Genomic DNA, 16093 nt, shown 5'->3' with positions numbered 1-16093 from the left:
GGGCGACGGCCTTCGTGTGGCGTCAGGCGGCGGGCGTGGCGGGCGGCAGGTGTGACGGGCGGCGTCAGGCGGCGGGTGTGACGGGCGGCGTCAGGCGGCGGGTGTCGTCGTCGGTGGGGCGAAGCGCATGGGGGTGATCTGCTTGACGTCGTAGCGGCTCCGCATGCGGCGTACCGCCTCCGGGTCCACCGAGTCGCCGCCCGCCGCCCAGATCTCCGCGATCTCCTCGAAGTACGCCTCGTGCTCCGGCGACGGGTTGCTCTGGAACAGCATCCGGACCGGTCTTTCCGTGGCGTTGCGGAACGCGTGCGGCGTGTTCGGCGGTACGAACATGCTGCTGCCCGCCGGGGCGCGGACCACCCTGTCGCCGTCGACGGACTCCCAGTCCAGCCAGTCGTCCGTGCGTTCCGTCGGCTCGAAGGCGAGGAGTTCCAGCTCGCCCTCCAGGATGTAGAAGAACTCCTCCGCCTCCTCGTGGTAGTGGCCGCCCGTGTCGAAACCGGGCGGGACCACCACCTCGAAGATCGACGCCGACGAGCCCTGTGCCCCGGTGGCCTTGAAGGTCACTTCCTGCGCTTTCGTGACCAGCTTGCGGCCCTCGCCCGGCAGGCGGATGAGGTCACTCATGCGATCGACTCCTTGCGTGAGCTGAGCAGTGCGGATGTAGCGATCGCAGACAGGCTATGACCCTTACCTTGAGGCTTGCTCGGGGCGGGGGCGGACGGCCGCAGGCGGGTGCTACTCGATCACCAGGTCCACCTGGAGGTTGCCGCGCGTCGCCTTCGAGTAGGGGCAGAACGCGTGCGTCTTCTTCAGGAGCTCCTCGCCCGCCGCGCCCTGGAGGTGGTCGGGGAGCTCCGCCCGCATGACCACGGACAGGGCGAAGCCGCCGTCCGTCTCGTCCTTGCCGATGCTGACCTCCGCCGTCACCGACACATCGGACACGTCGATCTTCTCCTGGCGCGCGATGTTGCCCATCGCACTGGCGAAGCACGCGGCGTACCCGGCGGCGAAGAGCTGCTCGGGGTTCGTGCCCTGGTCGTCGCCGCCCAGCGCCTTCGGGAAGCCGAGCGGCAGGTCGAGCTTGCCGTCGGAGCTGACGGCGCGGCCCTCGCGGCCGTTGGCGGTGGCTACTGCGGTGTACAGCGCGTCCATGGTGATCATCCCGTCCTTGTTGCGAGCGGCTGGCTCGGCTCGGCTGGCGTACGACAGTAAGAGTTGCATGCCATTTAGTTGTGCGCAACTTAATTGGGTTCATGGGGGTGCGCTGTAGCCTTGAACCATGGACGACGAGGATCTTCTCCGGCTCGATCAGCAGATCTGCTTCTCGCTGCACGCGGCCGCCCGCGCCTTCAACGGGGTCTACCGGACCCTGCTCAAGGACCTCGGCCTGACCTACCCGCAGTACCTCGTCATGCTCGTCCTCTGGGAGCACGACGAGCTGCCCGTCAAGAGGATCGGCGAGCGGCTGCGGCTCGACTCGGGCACCCTTTCGCCGCTGCTCAAGCGGCTCGAAGCGGCCGGGCACGTCGAGCGGCGGCGCAGCTCCGAGGACGAGCGCTCCGTCACCGTGCGGCTCACCGAGCAAGGGCGCGCCCTGCGCGAGAAGGCCCTCGCCGTGCCCCGCGCCCTCGCCGACTCCACCGAGCTGTCCCTCGACGACGTACGGGATCTGCGCGCCCGGCTCGATCAGCTCACGGCCGCCCTCGACCGGGGTCCGGGGAAGGGTGAAGGCAAGGGTGAGGGCGGCCGTGTAGGGGTGGGCTAGGCGGTGTCGCCGGGGAACACCTTCTCCGTCGTCGTCACCACCGCACACTTCCCCGCCGCCCACCGCAGCGCCATCGCGTGGTCGTCCGCCGAGAAGTCCGCCACCGCGTCGGCCACCACGAACGCCTGGATGTCCTGCATCCACGCGTCGCACGCCGTCATCAGGACACCGATGTGGGCGTAGACGCCGGTGATGACCAGCTGGTCTCGGCCCTGTTCGCGCAGGCGCTCCAGGAGGTCCGTGCGGACGAAACCGCTGTACTTCCACTTGGTCAGGACCGTCTCCGCGGGCGCCGGACCGATCTCCGGGGTGATCGCCGCCGCCTCCGTGTCGTCGGGCAGGCCCGGGCCCCAGAAGTCCTGCTGGAGGCCGCGTTCGGCGGGGGACTGGCCGCCGGGCTGTGCGGTGTGCACCACCGGGATGTCGAGGCGCCCGGCTCTTCTCTTCAACTCTGCTACGTGGGCCAGGAGTTCCGGTACGGGGGGCGCCGTGCGGTCGTACGCCGAGAGGAAGTAGTTCTGCAGGTCGTGCACGAGCAGCACGGCGCGGGACGGGTCGACCTTCCAGTCGACGCGGTTCGCGGGCAGCTCGTCGGGCGACGGCATCGGGTAGGGGGTGATGGCGGGGAGGGCCATGGTGCGGCGGTTCCGTTCAGGGTGCGGGGCGGGGCGGGTGGTCACAGGGCTGGTCAGGACGACGTCGACGCCGCCGCCCTCAGCGCCTTCTTCGAGATCTTTCCTACGCCCGTCTGCGGGAAGACCTCCACGAACTCGACGCGGTCGGGCACCTTGTACGAGGCGAGTCCCCGCTCCCGTACGAACTTCCTGATCGCGGCCGGCCGCATCGGCTCCGCGTCCGCGCGCAGGATCACGTACGCGCAGGTCCGCTCGCCCAGATACGCGTCGGGCTCGGCGATCACGTTGGCGTCGTGCACGGACGGGTGGGCGAGGATGTGGTTCTCGACCTCCTCGGCCGCGACCTTCTCGCCGCCCCGGTTGATCTGGTCCTTCGCCCTGCCCTCCACGACGAGGTGTCCGGTCCCGGTCAGGCGCACCACGTCGCCTGTGCGGTAGAAGCCGTCGGCCGTGAAGGAGCGGGCGTTGTGCTCGGGGGCCCGCCAGTAGCCGCGGATCGTGTACGGGCCGCGCGTCAGCAGGTGGCCCGTCTCGCCGGCCGGCAGGTCGTTGTCCTCGTCGTCCACGACGCGGATCTCGTCGTCCGGCGAGATCGGGCGGCCCTGCGTGGTGACGATCGTCTCCGGGTCGTCGTCCAGGCGCGTGTAGTTGACCAGGCCCTCCGCCATGCCGAAGACCTGCTGCAACGTGCAGCCGAGCGCCGGCTTCACGCGGCGCGCCGCCTCCTCGCTGAACTTCGCGCCGCCGACCAGGAGTACCTCCAGGCTGCTCAGGTCGTACGGGGTGGCCGGCGCCGCCTCCGTCCAGAGCAGGGCGAGCGGCGGGACGAGGCCGGTGATGGTGACACCCTCGGACTCGATGAGGGGGAAGGCGGCCTCGGGGCCGGGCTGCGGGCAGAGCACGACGCGCGCGCCCGCGTAGAGCGCGCCGAGCGAACCCGGGGAGGAGAGCGGGAAGTTGTGGGCCGCGGGGAGGGCGACCAGGTAGACGCTGTCCTCGTCGACCGCGCACAGCTCGTTCGAGCCGCGCAGGGAGTAGATGTAGTCGTCGTGGGTGCGCGGGATCAGCTTCGGTACGCCCGTACTGCCGCCGGAGAGCTGGAGGAACGCCAGGTCGGAGGGGGCGGGCGGGGAGGGGAGCGGCTCTGTCGTCTCATCCGTGGCCACGTCCGACAGCGCCTCGAACGGGCCCGCGTCGCCCTCCGCCACGAACACGTGCCGCAGCGTCGGGATCTCGTCGACCAGCTTCGCCGCGAGGCCGCGGTAGTCGAAGCCGCCGACCTGGTGCGGGATGACGTACGCGGCGGCCTCGGTGAACTCGCAGAAGTAGCGGATCTCCGTCTCGCGGTGCGCGGGCAGCGCGAAGACCGGCAGCGCGCCGATACGGAACAGCGCGAAGATCGTCTCGAAGAACTCGGCGATGTTCGGCAGCTGGACGACCACCTTGTCGCCCTTGCCGATCCCGCGCGCCACCAGGCCCGTGGCCAGGCGGTCGGCCCTGCGGTCCAGTTCCCCGTACGTCCAGCGGCGGGCCGGCGTGCCGCTGCCGCCCGGGTCCACGATCGCCACGCGGTCCGGGTGCTCGGCGGCTCTCTCGCGCAGCATCTCGCCGAACGTCTCGCCCCGCCACCAGCCCGCGGCGCGGTAGCGCTCCGCGAACTCCTCGGGCCACGAGGGTGCGTCCACCGTGCTCGTGTTCGTGTTCGTGTTCGTGTTCGAGAGGCTCTTCGTGGGGCTCACAGCTCCGCCCCCACCGCGTTCAGGAACGTACGGAACTTCGCGCCCGTCTCCGCGGTCTCCGCCGCCGGGTCCGACGCGGCGACCACGCCCGCGCCCGCGTACAGCCGCAGGCTGCGCTCCTCCGCCTCGGCGCAGCGGATCGTCACGACCCACTCGCCGTCGCCGTTCGCGTCGCCCCAGCCGACCACGCCGGTGAAGAACCCGCGGTCGAACGGTTCCGTCTCGCGGATCACCTCCCGCGCGGTCGCCGTGGGCGTGCCGCACACCGCGGGAGTGGGGTGGAGCGCGCAGGCCAGTTCGAGGGCCGAGGCGTCGGGCGAGGTGAGGGTGCCGGTCACCGTCGTGGACAGGTGCCACATGGTCGCGGTGCGGACGAGGGTGGGGCGGGCCGGGACGGTCAGGTCCGTGCAGAAGGACGCGAGGGCCTGGTGCACGCCGTCCACCACCACGGAGTGCTCGTGCAGGTCCTTGGCCGATTCCAGGAGCGCGGCGGCGCGGCGCACGTCCTCGGCGAGGTCGTCGCTGCGCGGCGTCGAACCGGCGAGGGGGTTCGCCACGACCTGGTTGCCGTGGCGTGAGACGAGCAGCTCGGGGCTCGCGCCGATGAGAGTGCGGCCGGGCGCCGTCGGCAGCGCGAAGGTGTAGCCGGAGGGGTCGCGGCGGGCCAGGCGCTGGAGCATCGCGGGGAGGTCCAGCGGGGCGGGCGCGGTGAGTTCGAGGGTGCGGGCGAGGACGACCTTGCTGAAGTCGCCGCGCCACATGCGGTCCACGGCGGCGGCCACGCCCGCGCCGTACTCCTCCGGGGAGGGCACCGGACGTATCCGCCAGCCGGTGGCGTCCGCCGTCTCGACGGGCAGCGCGATCAGCGGGTCCGCGGCCAGCGGGGGCGCGGTGCGCAGGGCCGCGGGGACGGTGAGCGCGGCGGGCGCGGTGTGGTCGAAGGGGACGGCGCCGACGACGTACGGCTCGGCGATCCCGGCGCGGCGTGCCTCGGCCAGGGCGGCGGCGACGCGCTGCGGCAACGGCCGGTCGTCGTGGGGCACTTCGGCGTGCACGCCCTCGGCGAGCAGGGTGCGGGTGGGCGTCGCGAGGAACCGTTCGCCCGGCGTGTAGGCGGCGAGGAGCGAAGTCGCCGCTCCGACGACGGGGTTGGCCCGCTCGGCGGTCGTGACGAGCGGGGCGGGGGCGGTGTGCGGGGCGCGCTCGTGCGGGGCGGGGGTGGTGTGCGGGGCGCGCTCGTGCGGGGCGGGAGCGGCGTGCTCGTCGTGTGGGACGGGAGTGGCGTGCGGGGCGTGCTCGTCGTGCGTGGCGACCTCGGGTGCCGTCGACACAGTGGCTCCAATTCTCGGGTGGGGCTCGGGTGTGTGCGGGGAGGGAGAGACGGGGAGGGCGGGGCAGGAGAGGAGGAAAGCGGTGCTCCCCGGCCAGTCCAGGGGTCAGCGCAGCGTCGCGCCGCCGTCCACGTACAGCTCCTGCAGCGTGATGTGGCGGGCGCGGTCCGAGGCGAGGAAGACCACCGCGTCGGCGATGTCGTGGGGGGTGGCGATACGGCCGAGGGGGATGCCCGTGCGGTACGTCTCCAGGTTGCCTTCGAGCACCCCGGCCGGTGCCTCCGCCGCCGAGTCGTCGGGCCAGAGCGCGCGCTGCATGGCCGTGTCCGTGGTGCCGGGCGCCACGACGTTGCAGCGCACGCCGCTGCGCGCGATCTCCAGGCCGAGGCACTTGGTGAACGCGGCGGCCGCCGCCTTCGACGCTGCGTACGCGGCCATGCCGGTGCGGGGGATCCCGGCGGCGTTGGAGCCGACCGTGACGATGCAGCCGGAGCCCCGCGCCGTCATGTGGGAGGCGGCGGCGCGGGAGGTGTGGAAGACGCCGGTGGCGTTCACGGCGAAGGTGTCGGCCCAGTCGGCGTCGGTCAGTTCGGCGACGGCGGAGCTGCGCAGAATGCCCGCGACGTTCACGAGGAGGTCGAGGGCGCCGTGGTCGCGGACGATGCCGTCGATCACCGAGGTCACCGCGGCGGCGTCGGTGACGTCCATGACGCGGGGCGTGACCGTGCCGGAGAGACCTCTCGACGCGGCCGCAAGCTCGTCGACGCCGTGCGCGTCGCGGTCCGTGGCGACGACGTGCGCGCAGCGGGCGGCGAGTGCGGCGGCCACCGCGGCACCGATGCCCTGGCCCGCGCCGGTCACCAGAGCCGTACGCCCGGCGAACTCGCCCTCGGCGTGCGACGCGTTCGGTGCGTCCTCCGGCATGTGTGAGCGCATGTGTGAGCGACCTCCCCCAACTCGTTAGGTAAGGCTAACCTAACGTACGACCTCTGGGGGGAGGTTTGCCGGGTCGATCATCGGCTTAGGTGAGGCTTACCTTATAGCTAGGGCGTGGCCGGGGCGTGGTGAGGACTCTGGGCCTGTCCCGGCCGACCGCCTCTGTGCTACCTTCCGAGTGGTACGTGTGTACGCCCCCCTCTCGGGGGTGCCCGTACTGTCACTCCCACTCCCGGATCGACCGGGGACGGGATCTTTCAGGCCGCCTTCTGTGTGTGGCCCGCTTCGTTCTCCGCACTGCTTGCGCTCTCGCGCAGCAGGTTCTTCCGCCCGTCGCACGGGACGTGGTCATTGCCGTCCCGCCGCCCCGCCGGGCCCTCTTCTCGCGTGTCGCGAAAGGACCCTCATCATGACTGCCACCATCATCGAGCAGCCTTCAGTGGCTGCCACCTCAACTGACCACTCCTGCACCGGAGTTCTCGACATCGTTCGCGAAGGGCGCGGTTTCCTCCGGGGGGCGGGCTGCCTGCCGGGCGACGGCGACGTGCAGGTGCCCGCCCCGCTCGTACGTCAACTCGGCCTGCGTTCCGGCGACTTCGTCGAAGGCGTCTGCGGGAGGCCCCGCGTGCTCGCCGGGGTCGAGCGCGTCAACGGGCGCGCCACCCATACCCTGCGCGGTCGGCCGCGGTTCGGGGACCTCACGCCGCTGCACCCCCGCGAAAGGCTCCGCCTGGAGACCGAGGGCGGGCCCGTCGCCGGCCGGCTCGTCGACCTGGTCGCACCCATCGGCAAGGGGCAGCGCGGACTGATCGTCGCCCCGCCGAAGACCGGCAAGACCGTGCTGCTCCAGCAGATCGCCGCCGCGGTCGCCCGCAACCACCCCGAGTGCCACCTCATGGTCGTCCTCCTCGACGAGCGGCCCGAGGAAGTCACCGACATGCGGCGCTCGGTCCGCGGCGAGGTGCTCGCCTCGACCTTCGACCGGCCCGCCAAGGAACACATCGCCCTCGCCGAACTCGCCGTCGAGCGCGCCAAGCGCATGGTCGAGGACGGGCGGGACGTCGTCATGCTCTTCGACTCCCTGACGCGGCTGTGCCGCGCGTACAACAACGCGGCGACCGGCAGCGGCCGCACCCTCAGCGGCGGTGTCGACGCGGCGGCCGTGCAGGGGCCGAAGCGGCTCTTCGGTGCCGCGCGCCTCGCCGAGGAGGGCGGCTCCCTGACGATGCTCGCGACCGTGCTCGTGGACACCGGGTCGCGCGCCGACGACTACTACTTCGAGGAGCTCAAGGGCACCGGCAACATGGAGCTCCGGCTCGACCGCACCCTCTCCGACCGGCGTGTCTTCCCCGCCATCGACATCACCCCTTCCGGTACGCGGCGGGATGAACTGCTCGTCGACAGCGCCGAGTTGAGTGCCGTACGCGGCCTTCGGCGCGCCCTGCACGGCAGGGACGGAACCGGCGGTCACGGGAGCGGTGGTCACGGGAACGGCGGTCACGGGAACGGCAGGGACGGGCAGAGCTCGTTCGAAGCGCTGCTCGACCGGATCCGCAGGACGCCCAGCAACGCCGCCTTCCTGCGGCAGGTGCGGCAGACCGTGCCCGGGGCCCTGCCCCGCGGCGACGACGCTACGGCCGCGTGACGTGCACGCGGTAGTCGCCGTCGTCCGTCACCCCGGCCACCGTGACCCGCACCCCCGTCTTGCGGTCGGTGAAGGTCTCGCCGACGCCGTACGTCGCGTCGGAGAGCTCCGCGTGGACGTTGGGGCGGCGCGTGCAGCCGCCGCTGTCGGGCGTCGCGTCGGAGACCGTGACCGGGCCGTGGCCGGTGTCGACCTCCGCGTCCACGCGGTAGACCAGGACGCCCGGCTTGCAGACCGCCTCGTCGTTGCCGCCGCGGGTACGGGCCTCGATCGCGTACCCCGTCTTCTCGCCCAGCGGGGCGAACGCCAGCTTCGTACCGCCGGAGCGGGCCAGCGGGGACAGGACGTGCTCGGTCGTGCCGGAGCGCACGGCGCAGCCGACCTGGTCGTCGTCGAGCCAGCCCAGCTTCCACTTGTGCCAGGCCAGCAGGTCGTTGTTGGCGCCCCAGTCCTCGCTCATGATGTCCCAGTGGCCGACCGCGCCGCCGCCGTCCTGCGTGTACAGGTCGGGCAGGCCGAAGACGTGGCCGTTCTCGTGCGGCAGGACGCGGTAGCCCGTCTCCCGGTAGCTGCCCGAGCCGTCGTCCTGTCGGCTGTAGACGAAGGACGCGTTGGAGACCGGGACGCCGTCCGCGACCGGCGCCTCGTGGTTGCCCGCGAAGGTCACCGACAGGACGGTGTCGAGGGCTGAGGGGCCCGCGTTCGGGGTGATCAGGATGTTCACGAGGTCGTACGCGCGGAAGTCCACGTCGGGGTCGGCGGCCGCCACGATGTCCTTGACCAGCGTGCGGTAGCCGGGGTCGAAGGGGGCGCCGCGCTCTATCCCGTACTCCTTGAACGACTTCGGCATCCGCAGCCAGTCCGGCAGGGGGGACTCGGGGCGGTAGTCGAGGCGCCCGTACGAACTGGTGCGGAACCACTCCGAGGTCTGCGGGAAGAACTCCGCGAGGCGGTCCATCGCGCTGCCCCGGCCGGGCGCGTCCGAGAAGTCCACCATGAGGTTCAGGGCCCGGACGGTGCCGGTGGAGCGGGAGTAGCCGGGCGGTGTGGGCACGCCCTCCGACATCTGTACGCCCATCGTGCCGCTGATCATGCAGGGCCCGAGGGTGGTGCCGCGGGCCAGGGCCACCGGTCCTGCGGCGCTCTGCGCGCCCTCCATCAGGCGTCCGGTGCTCGCCGACGTGGTGACCGCGAGGGCGAGCGCGGCGACGGACCCGAGGGCGATGCCACGGCGGGCGGGGGCGGTGCCACGGTGGGCGGGGCGTATCCGGCGCCAGGTCGGCTGCTGCATGCATGGGCCTTCCGCTCCGCGGCAGCCGCCGGTCATGGCTGCACCCTGTTCGATCACCCTCCGCCGGGGGGTGCGAGGGCGCTCGTTGGGTGCGACCGATCGTGGGTTTCTTGCCCGGATGGGGTGTGACCCGGCTCACATGCATTAAGTCGGCGTGCGGGAAATATCCGGGGACTCCCTCCCCGTTTAGCACTGTGTCCGCGCGAAACGGGGAGTCACTCCCCGCATCGCGGACCCGCAGACCGAAACGCCGGCACCAAGACCGACATCGACACCGACACACGAGGAGCAGCCGTGGACACCGCCACCGCCCCGCAGCGCCGAGCCCCGCGCCCGCGGGCCGACGCCCTGCGCAACCGGGAGCGGATCGTCGCCGCCGCACGCGAGATGTTCGTGGAGTACGGACCGGACGTACCCCTCGACGAGGTCGCGCGCAGGGCCGGCGTCGGCAACGCCACGGTCTACCGTCACTTCGCCGACCGCGCCGAGCTGGTGCGTCAGGTCGTCCTCTCCGTGACGGACCGCGTCGCGGCCCACGCCGAGCAGGGCATCGCCACGGCGGACGCCGACGCGAGCGCCTCGTTCGACGCGCTGCGCACCTTCGTGCACGCCGCGGCCGAGGAGCGCATCGGAGCCATGTGCCCGATCCTGTCGGCCGACTTCGACCCCTTCCACCCCGACCTGCTCGGCGCCCGCGAGCGCCTGGAGGGATCCATCGAAACCCTCATGGAGCGGGCCCGCCAGGCCGGTCAGCTGCGCACCGACATCGCCGTCGGTGACCTGATGGTCGCCCTCTCCCAGCTCACCCGCCCGCTGCCGGGCACGGCCTGTCCGGGCATGGACGGCTTCATCCACCGTCATCTCCAGCTGTTCCTGGACGGCCTGATGGCGCCCGCCCGGTCAGAGCTTCCGGGGGCGGCGGCGACGCTGGAGGACCTCCGGCAGAACTGACCGGCTCATATTTTTCGTACCTTTTTCACCACTCCGTACCGCTAGGTGGCTACTCCCATGTCTCAAACAGCCCTCAGGCCCGACACCGGGCCCGACGCCAACCGCTGGAAGGCGCTCGTCTTCATCGCGCTCGCCCAGCTGATGGTCGTCCTCGACGCGACCATCGTGAACATCGCGCTGCCCTCCGCGCAGCAGGACCTCGGCATATCCGACGGCAACCGCCAGTGGGTCATCACGGCCTACGCGCTCGCCTTCGGCGGTCTGCTGCTCTTCGGCGGCCGCATCGCCGACCTGTGGGGCCGCAAGCGCACCTTCGTGACCGGCCTGATCGGTTTCGCCGCGGCCTCCGCGCTCGGCGGCGCCGCGACCAGCGAGGCCATGATGCTGGGCGCCCGCGCCCTCCAGGGTGTGTTCGGCGCGCTGCTCGCGCCCGCCGCCCTCTCGCTGCTCGCGGTGATGTTCACCGACGCCAAGGAGCGCGCCAAGGCCTTCGGCATCTACGGCGCGATCGCCGGTGGCGGCGGCGCCGTCGGCCTGATCCTCGGCGGCTTCCTCACGGAGTACCTGAACTGGCGCTGGACCTTCTTCGTGAACATCCCGTTCGCGGTGATCGCCGCCCTGGGCGCGTACTTCGTCATCCGTGAGCCGGCCGGCGGCCGCAACCGTTCGCCGCTCGATGTCCCCGGCGTGATCCTGTCCACGCTCGGCCTGGTCGCGCTGGTCTACGGCTTCACGCGCGCCGAGTCCGCGGGCTGGTCCGACGCCGTGACGGTGACGATGTTCGTCGCGTCCGTCGTGCTGCTCGCCGCCTTCGTCCTCACCGAGGCCAAGGTCAAGTCGCCGCTGCTCCCGCTGCGCGTCCTGACCGAGCGCAACCGCGGCGGCGTCTACATGTCGCTCGGCCTCGCGATCATCGCGATGTTCGGCCTGTTCCTGTTCCTCACGTACTACCTGCAGATCGTGAAGGGCTACTCGCCGGTCAAGACCGGCTTCGCGTTCCTGCCGATGATCGTCGGCATGATCACGGGCTCCACGCAGATCGGCGCCCGCCTGATGACCCGCGTCCCGCCGCGCCTGCTCATGGCCCCGGGCTTCCTGCTCGCCGCGGTCGGCATGCTGCTCCTGACGCAGCTGGAGATCGGCACCTCGTACGCCGGTCTGATCCTGCCCGCGCAGCTGATGCTGGGCCTCGGCATGGGTACGGCGTTCATGCCCGCCATGTCCCTGGCCACGCACGGCGTCGAGGCCCGTGACGCCGGTGTCGCCTCCGCGATGGTCAACACCTCGCAGCAGGTGGGCGGCGCCATCGGCACGGCCCTCCTGAACACCATCGCGGCCTCGGCGACCACCGCGTACCTCACGGACCACGCGGCCGGCGCCACCAACCCGAAGCTCCTCCAGGCGCAGGCCATGGTCGAGGGCTACACCAGCGCCATCTGGTGGGCGGTCGGGATCCTGGCGGTCTCCGCGCTGATCGCGGCCACCTTCATCACCACCGGCCACCAGGGCGGCACGTCGGCTCCGGCCGACTCGTCGGACGGTGTCGAGGACGAGGTCAAGATTCCGGTGATGGCCCACTGACCCGGGCCCCGGGCGGCACCTAGCGGAGCCAGGGGAGGTCCGCCCCGGCCTCCTCGGGCTGAAGTCCCTCGGCGACGATCTTCATGATCTCGCCGAGGGACTTCTGCTGTTCCGGGGTGAGCCGGTCGAAGAGGGCCTGGCGCACGGCGGTGACATGGCCGGGCGCGGTCCTGCTCAACACCTCGAACCCGTCGTCGGTCAGGATCGCCAGCTGTCCGCGCTTGTCGGAGGGGCAGTCCTCGCGGCGCACCCAGCCGCTCTTCTCCAGACGCGCGATCGCGTGCGAGAGACGGGACCGGGTGATCTTCATCTTCTTGGCCAGCTCGGTCATCCGCAGCCGCCGCCGGGGGGCGTCGGACAACTGGACCAATAGGCCGTAGTACATGTGGGGCATGCCCGCGTCGCGCTGCAACTGCCGGTCGAGGAAGTCGTCGAGAAGAGTCGTCGCCTGAAGGTAGGCCCGCCAGACGCGCTGCTCATCGCCGTCCAGCCAGCGCGGCTCGCCGGCCGGGGGAGGGGTCGCTGCCGTATCCATGTACCCCACTGTACGAGGTCGTTCCTTGAAATTTGAACAAAACCAGTCGTATGGTGGGGCCCAGAACTTGATACTTCAAGTAATACGTTCCTGGTTCGCTCGCCGGAGGTGCGCGATGTCCCGCATGCCCGCCCTGTATCTCAGCCACGGCGCCCCGCCGCTCGCCGACGACCCGGTCTGGCCCGGCGAGCTGGCCTCCTGGTCCGCGGAGCTGCCGCGCCCGAAGGCGATCCTCATGGTCTCCGCCCACTGGGAGGAGGCCCCGCTCGCCCTGTCCGCCACCGAGACACTGCCCCTGGTGTACGACTTCTGGGGTTTCCCCGAGCACTACTACCAGGTGACGTACGCCGCGCCCGGCGCCCCCGAACTCGCCGCCTCCGTACGGAAACTGCTGCGCGCCCCCGGAACCCCCGTCCAGGACGTGCCCGACCGCGGGCTCGACCACGGCGCGTACGTGCCGCTCGTGGAGATGTACCCGGACGCCGACGTCCCCGTCCTCCAGATCTCCCTGCCGACCCTCGACCCGCGCCGCCTCATGGACATCGGCCGCAAGCTGGCGCCGCTGCGCGACGAGGGCGTCCTGATCGTCGGCAGCGGCTTCTTCACGCACAACCTGGCCGCGCTGCGGCAGGGCGGCATCCCGTCCTGGTCGGCGGAGTTCGACGCGTGGGGGCACGAGGCGCTGGAGGCGGGCGACGTGGACGCGCTGCTCGACTTCGGGCACACGTCCCCGGCGGGGCAGCTCGCCCACCCGCGCACCGAGCACTTCGCACCGCTCTTCGTGACGCTGGGCGCGGCGGACGCGACGGGGGACCTGGCCGGTCAGAGGAGCGTGATCGACGGCTTCTGGATGGGGCTTGCGAAGAGGTCGGTGCAGTTCGGGTGAGAGGCGTGAGGGGCGGGAGCGGCTTGAGGGGTGCGAGGGGCGCGAGAGGCGCCTGAAATGGGCCGTGGCGGCGCTTAGCCGAGCGGCACGCTCAGCTCGATCGCGCGCAACGCCGCCGCGAGGGCCCGCTCGTCGCCGACGTCCAGCGCCGTGTCCGTCAGCTTGATGACATGCTCGTCGCCGTGGGCCAGGGCCCGCTCGAAGACCTCCTCGGCGGTGATCGTGCCCGGCGGGGTGTACGCCACCGGCTCGTCCGGCGCGTACATGGCAGTGACCGCCGCCGACGCGGTCCACGCGGCGTGCAGGCTCGGCGCCCACAGTGAGCGGGGGAGCGCGGGCAGGGTGCGCAGCACGGCGTTGGGCGCGGTCGCCGCGTGCACCAGCATCGTCTCGTCGCCGTGGCCGTGCGTGACGTAGCGGTGCGTGGCCGCCCGCACGAGCTCGGTCAGCCCGCGCCGCGCCTCCTCCGGATCGTCCACGGCGGCGGCCCACTGCGGGAGCCTTTCGACCCGGGCGAGCCGCGCGGGGAAACCGCCGTCCGCGCGGTGGGCGATGGGCGGCACGGCGTCGAGGCTGTCGGCGGCCGTGCTGTGGATGCCCGGCAGCGCGGTCACTCCGGCGAGGGGGTGGTGGCGGGCGGCCCAGTAGCCGAGGCCGTGGGCGAGCTCCGAGAGACGGGGCTCGGCTGCCGGGCCGCCCGCCTCCAGCGTGCGCACGGCGTGGCCCACCCGGATCACGGGGTGCGTCGAACCCCCGTACAGACCGGGCAGCAGCCGGGGCCACCACTGGGCGAGCACATCGCGCCAGGGCCGCTCAGCGATCTGCCTCTCGAAGTGCGCGATCCAGTCCGCGGCGCGGCGCGGGTCACCCAGTGCCGCGGGCCAGTTCGCCTCGGTGACCGGCTCCACGAGCGCGGGAAACCCCTCCAGTTTCGGAGCGTAGAGATCGAGCCACCGGTGGACGGCGCCGGCCTGCCCGCGCGCGGCGAGCGCTTCGACGGCCATCGGGGCATGGTTGGTGAGCCGTCCGAGACGCTCGGGCCCGGTGCCGTGCAGCCGCTCCAGGGCTTCGTCGAGGATGCCCGTGGTGTCGCCCGTGCCGCTCGTGTCGCTCGTGCCGCTCGTGTCGTCCATGGAGGGACGGTAGGCCGCTGACCTGCTGCCGGGTAACGGCCCCGGGCCCTAGGTCCGGGGGCCGAGGACATAAGGGCCGAAGACTTCGGCCGATCGGACATGACTACTCGTCGCGTAACGGAGCACTCGATCAGGGCGGAGACCGGAAGACCGGAATCGCGCGCCCTGAGCAACCAACAGGGGGCGCGGGCCGTCTTCAGGAGGGAAGGGCGGCCAAGGGCGGCGCGCTCTTCCGGCAGGAAGGCGACGGTTCGAACGTGACGGTGTCGAAGGTGACGGCCGTCTCACGCGCGGCGGGGTCGCAGGGCCCGCGGGGGCTGCGGAACCAGCCCCGACGTCCGGCCTGACCTGCGTCTCCGAGCCTACCGGTGGCACGCGGGCGCCCGTGTGGCGCCACAGGGTACTGCACCGTCAGGAAAAAAGATGTGCGGCTTGGGAATTCTGTCCGGATTCCAGTCGTTGTTTCCAACGGATGCAGGGCACCCGAGGGTGTGCCATCCACCACAGAGGCCCCACGAGTGGGCCGACCAGGACAACCATCGCAAGGGAGCACGCATGGCAACCCGTGCCGTCGCCCGTCGTAAGTCCGCCTCCGGCGAGACCGACGCGGCACGCAGTGTTCGCGCCGTAGGCGGGGAGATCGCCGACCGCGACCTGGTCGGCATGTACCTCGACGAGATCGCGCGTACGCCGCTGCTGGACGCCGCCAAGGAAGTGGAGCTCTCCCAGGTCATCGAGGCGGGCGTCTATGCCCAGAAGATCCTGGACGGAGAGGTCGAGGACAGCAAGGTCACCGCGGGCCGCGAGGAGCTCGAAGCCCTCGTCGCCGACGGTGAGCGCGCCAAGGACGTCTTCATCCGGTCGAACCTCCGCCTGGTCGTCGCGGTCGCCCGCCGCTATCCGCGCAGCGGCCTCCCCCTCCTCGACCTGATCCAGGAGGGCAACGCGGGCCTGGTCCGCGCGGTCGAGAAGTTCGACTACGCCAAGGGCTTCAAGTTCTCCACGTACGCCACGTGGTGGATCCGCCAGGCCATCACCCGCTCCATAGCCGACCAGTCCCGCACCATCCGCCTTCCCGTCCACCTGGTGGAGGAGCTGGGCCGGATCCGCCGTGTGCAGCGCGAGTTCAACCGTGAGAACGGCCGCGACCCGGAGCCCGCGGAGATCGCCGCGGAGCTGTCCTCGACCCCCGAGCGCGTCACGGACGTCCTGGACTGGGCGCGCGACCCCGTCTCGCTGAACATGGGCGTGGACGACGAGGGCGACACGCAGTTCGGTGACCTCCTGGAGGACACGTCCGCGGTCTCGCCCGAGCAGTCCGTCCTCTCGCTGCTCCGCAGCGAGGAGCTCGACGGTCTGATCGGCCGTCTCGACCAGCGCACGGCCTCCATCATCAAGATGCGGTACGGCATCGACGACGGCCGCGAGCGCACGCTGACCGAGGTCGGCAAGGAGCACGGGCTCACGCGTGAGCGGATCCGCCAGATCGAGAAGCACGCCCTGCTGGAGCTGAAGAAGCTGGCGCGGGACACGGGCTTCGACGCGGCGGCCTAGGCGTCGGCCCGGGCGGCCGGCCTTGGGCGGATCACTCGCTGGGGTCCCGGTGTCGTTCCCCGGCACCGGGGGTCATCCCTCGGCGCCGCGCCCTTGATCGGTCGCGCT

General features: G+C 71.7%; 15 protein-coding genes. 6 read left to right on the top strand and 9 right to left on the bottom strand.

All coding sequences use genetic code 11. The features are described from left to right. Window positions 1-90 precede the first annotated feature (90 nt). Together AC07DO_RS19395 and AC07DO_RS19390 are read right to left on the bottom strand one after the other, a co-directional pair. Window positions 91-627 carry a cupin domain-containing protein gene (locus AC07DO_RS19395; RefSeq protein WP_479061067.1) on the bottom strand — a complete coding sequence of 179 codons (537 nt, stop codon included), beginning with the start codon at window positions 625-627 and terminating at the stop codon, window positions 91-93. Window positions 628-738: 111 nt separating this feature from the next. Beyond that, complete coding sequence (locus AC07DO_RS19390; RefSeq protein ID WP_479061608.1) at window positions 739-1155, bottom strand: organic hydroperoxide resistance protein; 417 nt, start codon at window positions 1153-1155, stop codon at window positions 739-741. 127 nt (window positions 1156-1282) lie between these two features. Here AC07DO_RS19390 and AC07DO_RS19385 point away from each other — a divergent pair, with 127 nt between their 5' ends. After that, a complete protein-coding gene (locus AC07DO_RS19385; protein ID WP_479061066.1) occupies window positions 1283-1768 on the top strand; it encodes a MarR family winged helix-turn-helix transcriptional regulator in 486 nt (161 codons plus the stop codon). On the opposite strand, the gene AC07DO_RS19380 is transcribed toward AC07DO_RS19385, so the two are convergent. The 4 genes from AC07DO_RS19380 to AC07DO_RS19365 all read right to left on the bottom strand — a co-directional run bounded on the left by AC07DO_RS19380 (window position 1765) and on the right by AC07DO_RS19365 (window position 6397). Continuing rightward, window positions 1765-2403, bottom strand: coding sequence for an isochorismatase family protein (locus AC07DO_RS19380; RefSeq protein ID WP_479061065.1), 639 nt, complete (start codon window positions 2401-2403; stop codon window positions 1765-1767). The genes AC07DO_RS19385 and AC07DO_RS19380 overlap by 4 nt on opposite strands. A 53-nt stretch (window positions 2404-2456) precedes the next feature. Next, entirely contained in the window at window positions 2457-4142 is a 1686-nt protein-coding gene (locus AC07DO_RS19375) for a (2,3-dihydroxybenzoyl)adenylate synthase (protein ID WP_479061064.1), read from the bottom strand. Next, window positions 4139-5473, bottom strand: a complete 1335-nt coding sequence (gene dhbC / locus AC07DO_RS19370) for an isochorismate synthase DhbC (RefSeq protein ID WP_479061062.1) — start codon at window positions 5471-5473, stop codon at window positions 4139-4141. The genes AC07DO_RS19375 and dhbC overlap by 4 nt, the downstream gene beginning before the upstream one ends. A 105-nt stretch (window positions 5474-5578) precedes the next feature. Then, entirely contained in the window at window positions 5579-6397 is an 819-nt protein-coding gene (locus tag AC07DO_RS19365) for a 2,3-dihydro-2,3-dihydroxybenzoate dehydrogenase (RefSeq protein WP_479061607.1), read from the bottom strand. Between the two features lie 421 nt (window positions 6398-6818). On the opposite strand from AC07DO_RS19365, the gene rho reads away from it, so the two are divergent. Continuing rightward, window positions 6819-8054 carry a transcription termination factor Rho gene (rho, locus tag AC07DO_RS19360; RefSeq protein ID WP_479061060.1) on the top strand — a complete coding sequence of 412 codons (1236 nt, stop codon included), beginning with the start codon at window positions 6819-6821 and terminating at the stop codon, window positions 8052-8054. On the opposite strand, the gene AC07DO_RS19355 is transcribed toward rho, so the two are convergent. Further along, on the bottom strand, window positions 8041-9345 hold the full coding sequence (locus AC07DO_RS19355; protein ID WP_479061058.1) for a M6 family metalloprotease domain-containing protein: 1305 nt from the start codon (window positions 9343-9345) through the stop codon (window positions 8041-8043). The genes rho and AC07DO_RS19355 overlap by 14 nt on opposite strands. Window positions 9346-9639: 294 nt before the next feature. On the opposite strand from AC07DO_RS19355, the gene AC07DO_RS19350 reads away from it, so the two are divergent. Next, the gene (locus tag AC07DO_RS19350) at window positions 9640-10296 is read left to right on the top strand and encodes a TetR/AcrR family transcriptional regulator (RefSeq protein WP_479061056.1); all 657 of its coding nucleotides are present in this window, start codon (window positions 9640-9642) and stop codon (window positions 10294-10296) included. A gap of 57 nt (window positions 10297-10353) precedes the next feature. After that, window positions 10354-11877 carry an MFS transporter gene (locus AC07DO_RS19345; protein WP_479061055.1) on the top strand — a complete coding sequence of 508 codons (1524 nt, stop codon included), beginning with the start codon at window positions 10354-10356 and terminating at the stop codon, window positions 11875-11877. Between the two features lie 19 nt (window positions 11878-11896). On the opposite strand, the gene AC07DO_RS19340 is transcribed toward AC07DO_RS19345, so the two are convergent. Beyond that, window positions 11897-12412, bottom strand: a complete 516-nt coding sequence (locus tag AC07DO_RS19340) for a MarR family winged helix-turn-helix transcriptional regulator (protein ID WP_479061053.1) — start codon at window positions 12410-12412, stop codon at window positions 11897-11899. A 115-nt stretch (window positions 12413-12527) separates the two neighbouring features. Between AC07DO_RS19340 and AC07DO_RS19335 the strand changes: the two genes are divergently transcribed. Beyond that, window positions 12528-13298, top strand: a complete 771-nt coding sequence (locus AC07DO_RS19335; RefSeq protein ID WP_479061051.1) for a dioxygenase family protein — start codon at window positions 12528-12530, stop codon at window positions 13296-13298. A gap of 74 nt (window positions 13299-13372) precedes the next feature. Here AC07DO_RS19335 and AC07DO_RS19330 read toward each other — a convergent pair whose 3' ends face one another. Further along, window positions 13373-14431 carry a questin oxidase family protein gene (locus AC07DO_RS19330; protein WP_479061050.1) on the bottom strand — a complete coding sequence of 353 codons (1059 nt, stop codon included), beginning with the start codon at window positions 14429-14431 and terminating at the stop codon, window positions 13373-13375. Between the two features lie 555 nt (window positions 14432-14986). Here AC07DO_RS19330 and AC07DO_RS19325 point away from each other — a divergent pair. Beyond that, window positions 14987-15985: a sigma-70 family RNA polymerase sigma factor gene (locus AC07DO_RS19325; RefSeq protein WP_479061049.1), complete on the top strand. Its 999-nt coding sequence runs from the start codon at window positions 14987-14989 to the stop codon at window positions 15983-15985. The last annotated feature ends 108 nt before the right edge of the window (window positions 15986-16093 follow it).

The organism is Streptomyces sp. NPDC045678, assembly GCF_056432085.1.
The sequence above is the reverse complement of the archived record's forward strand: the minus strand, read 5'-3'. Positions and strand labels throughout refer to the sequence as shown.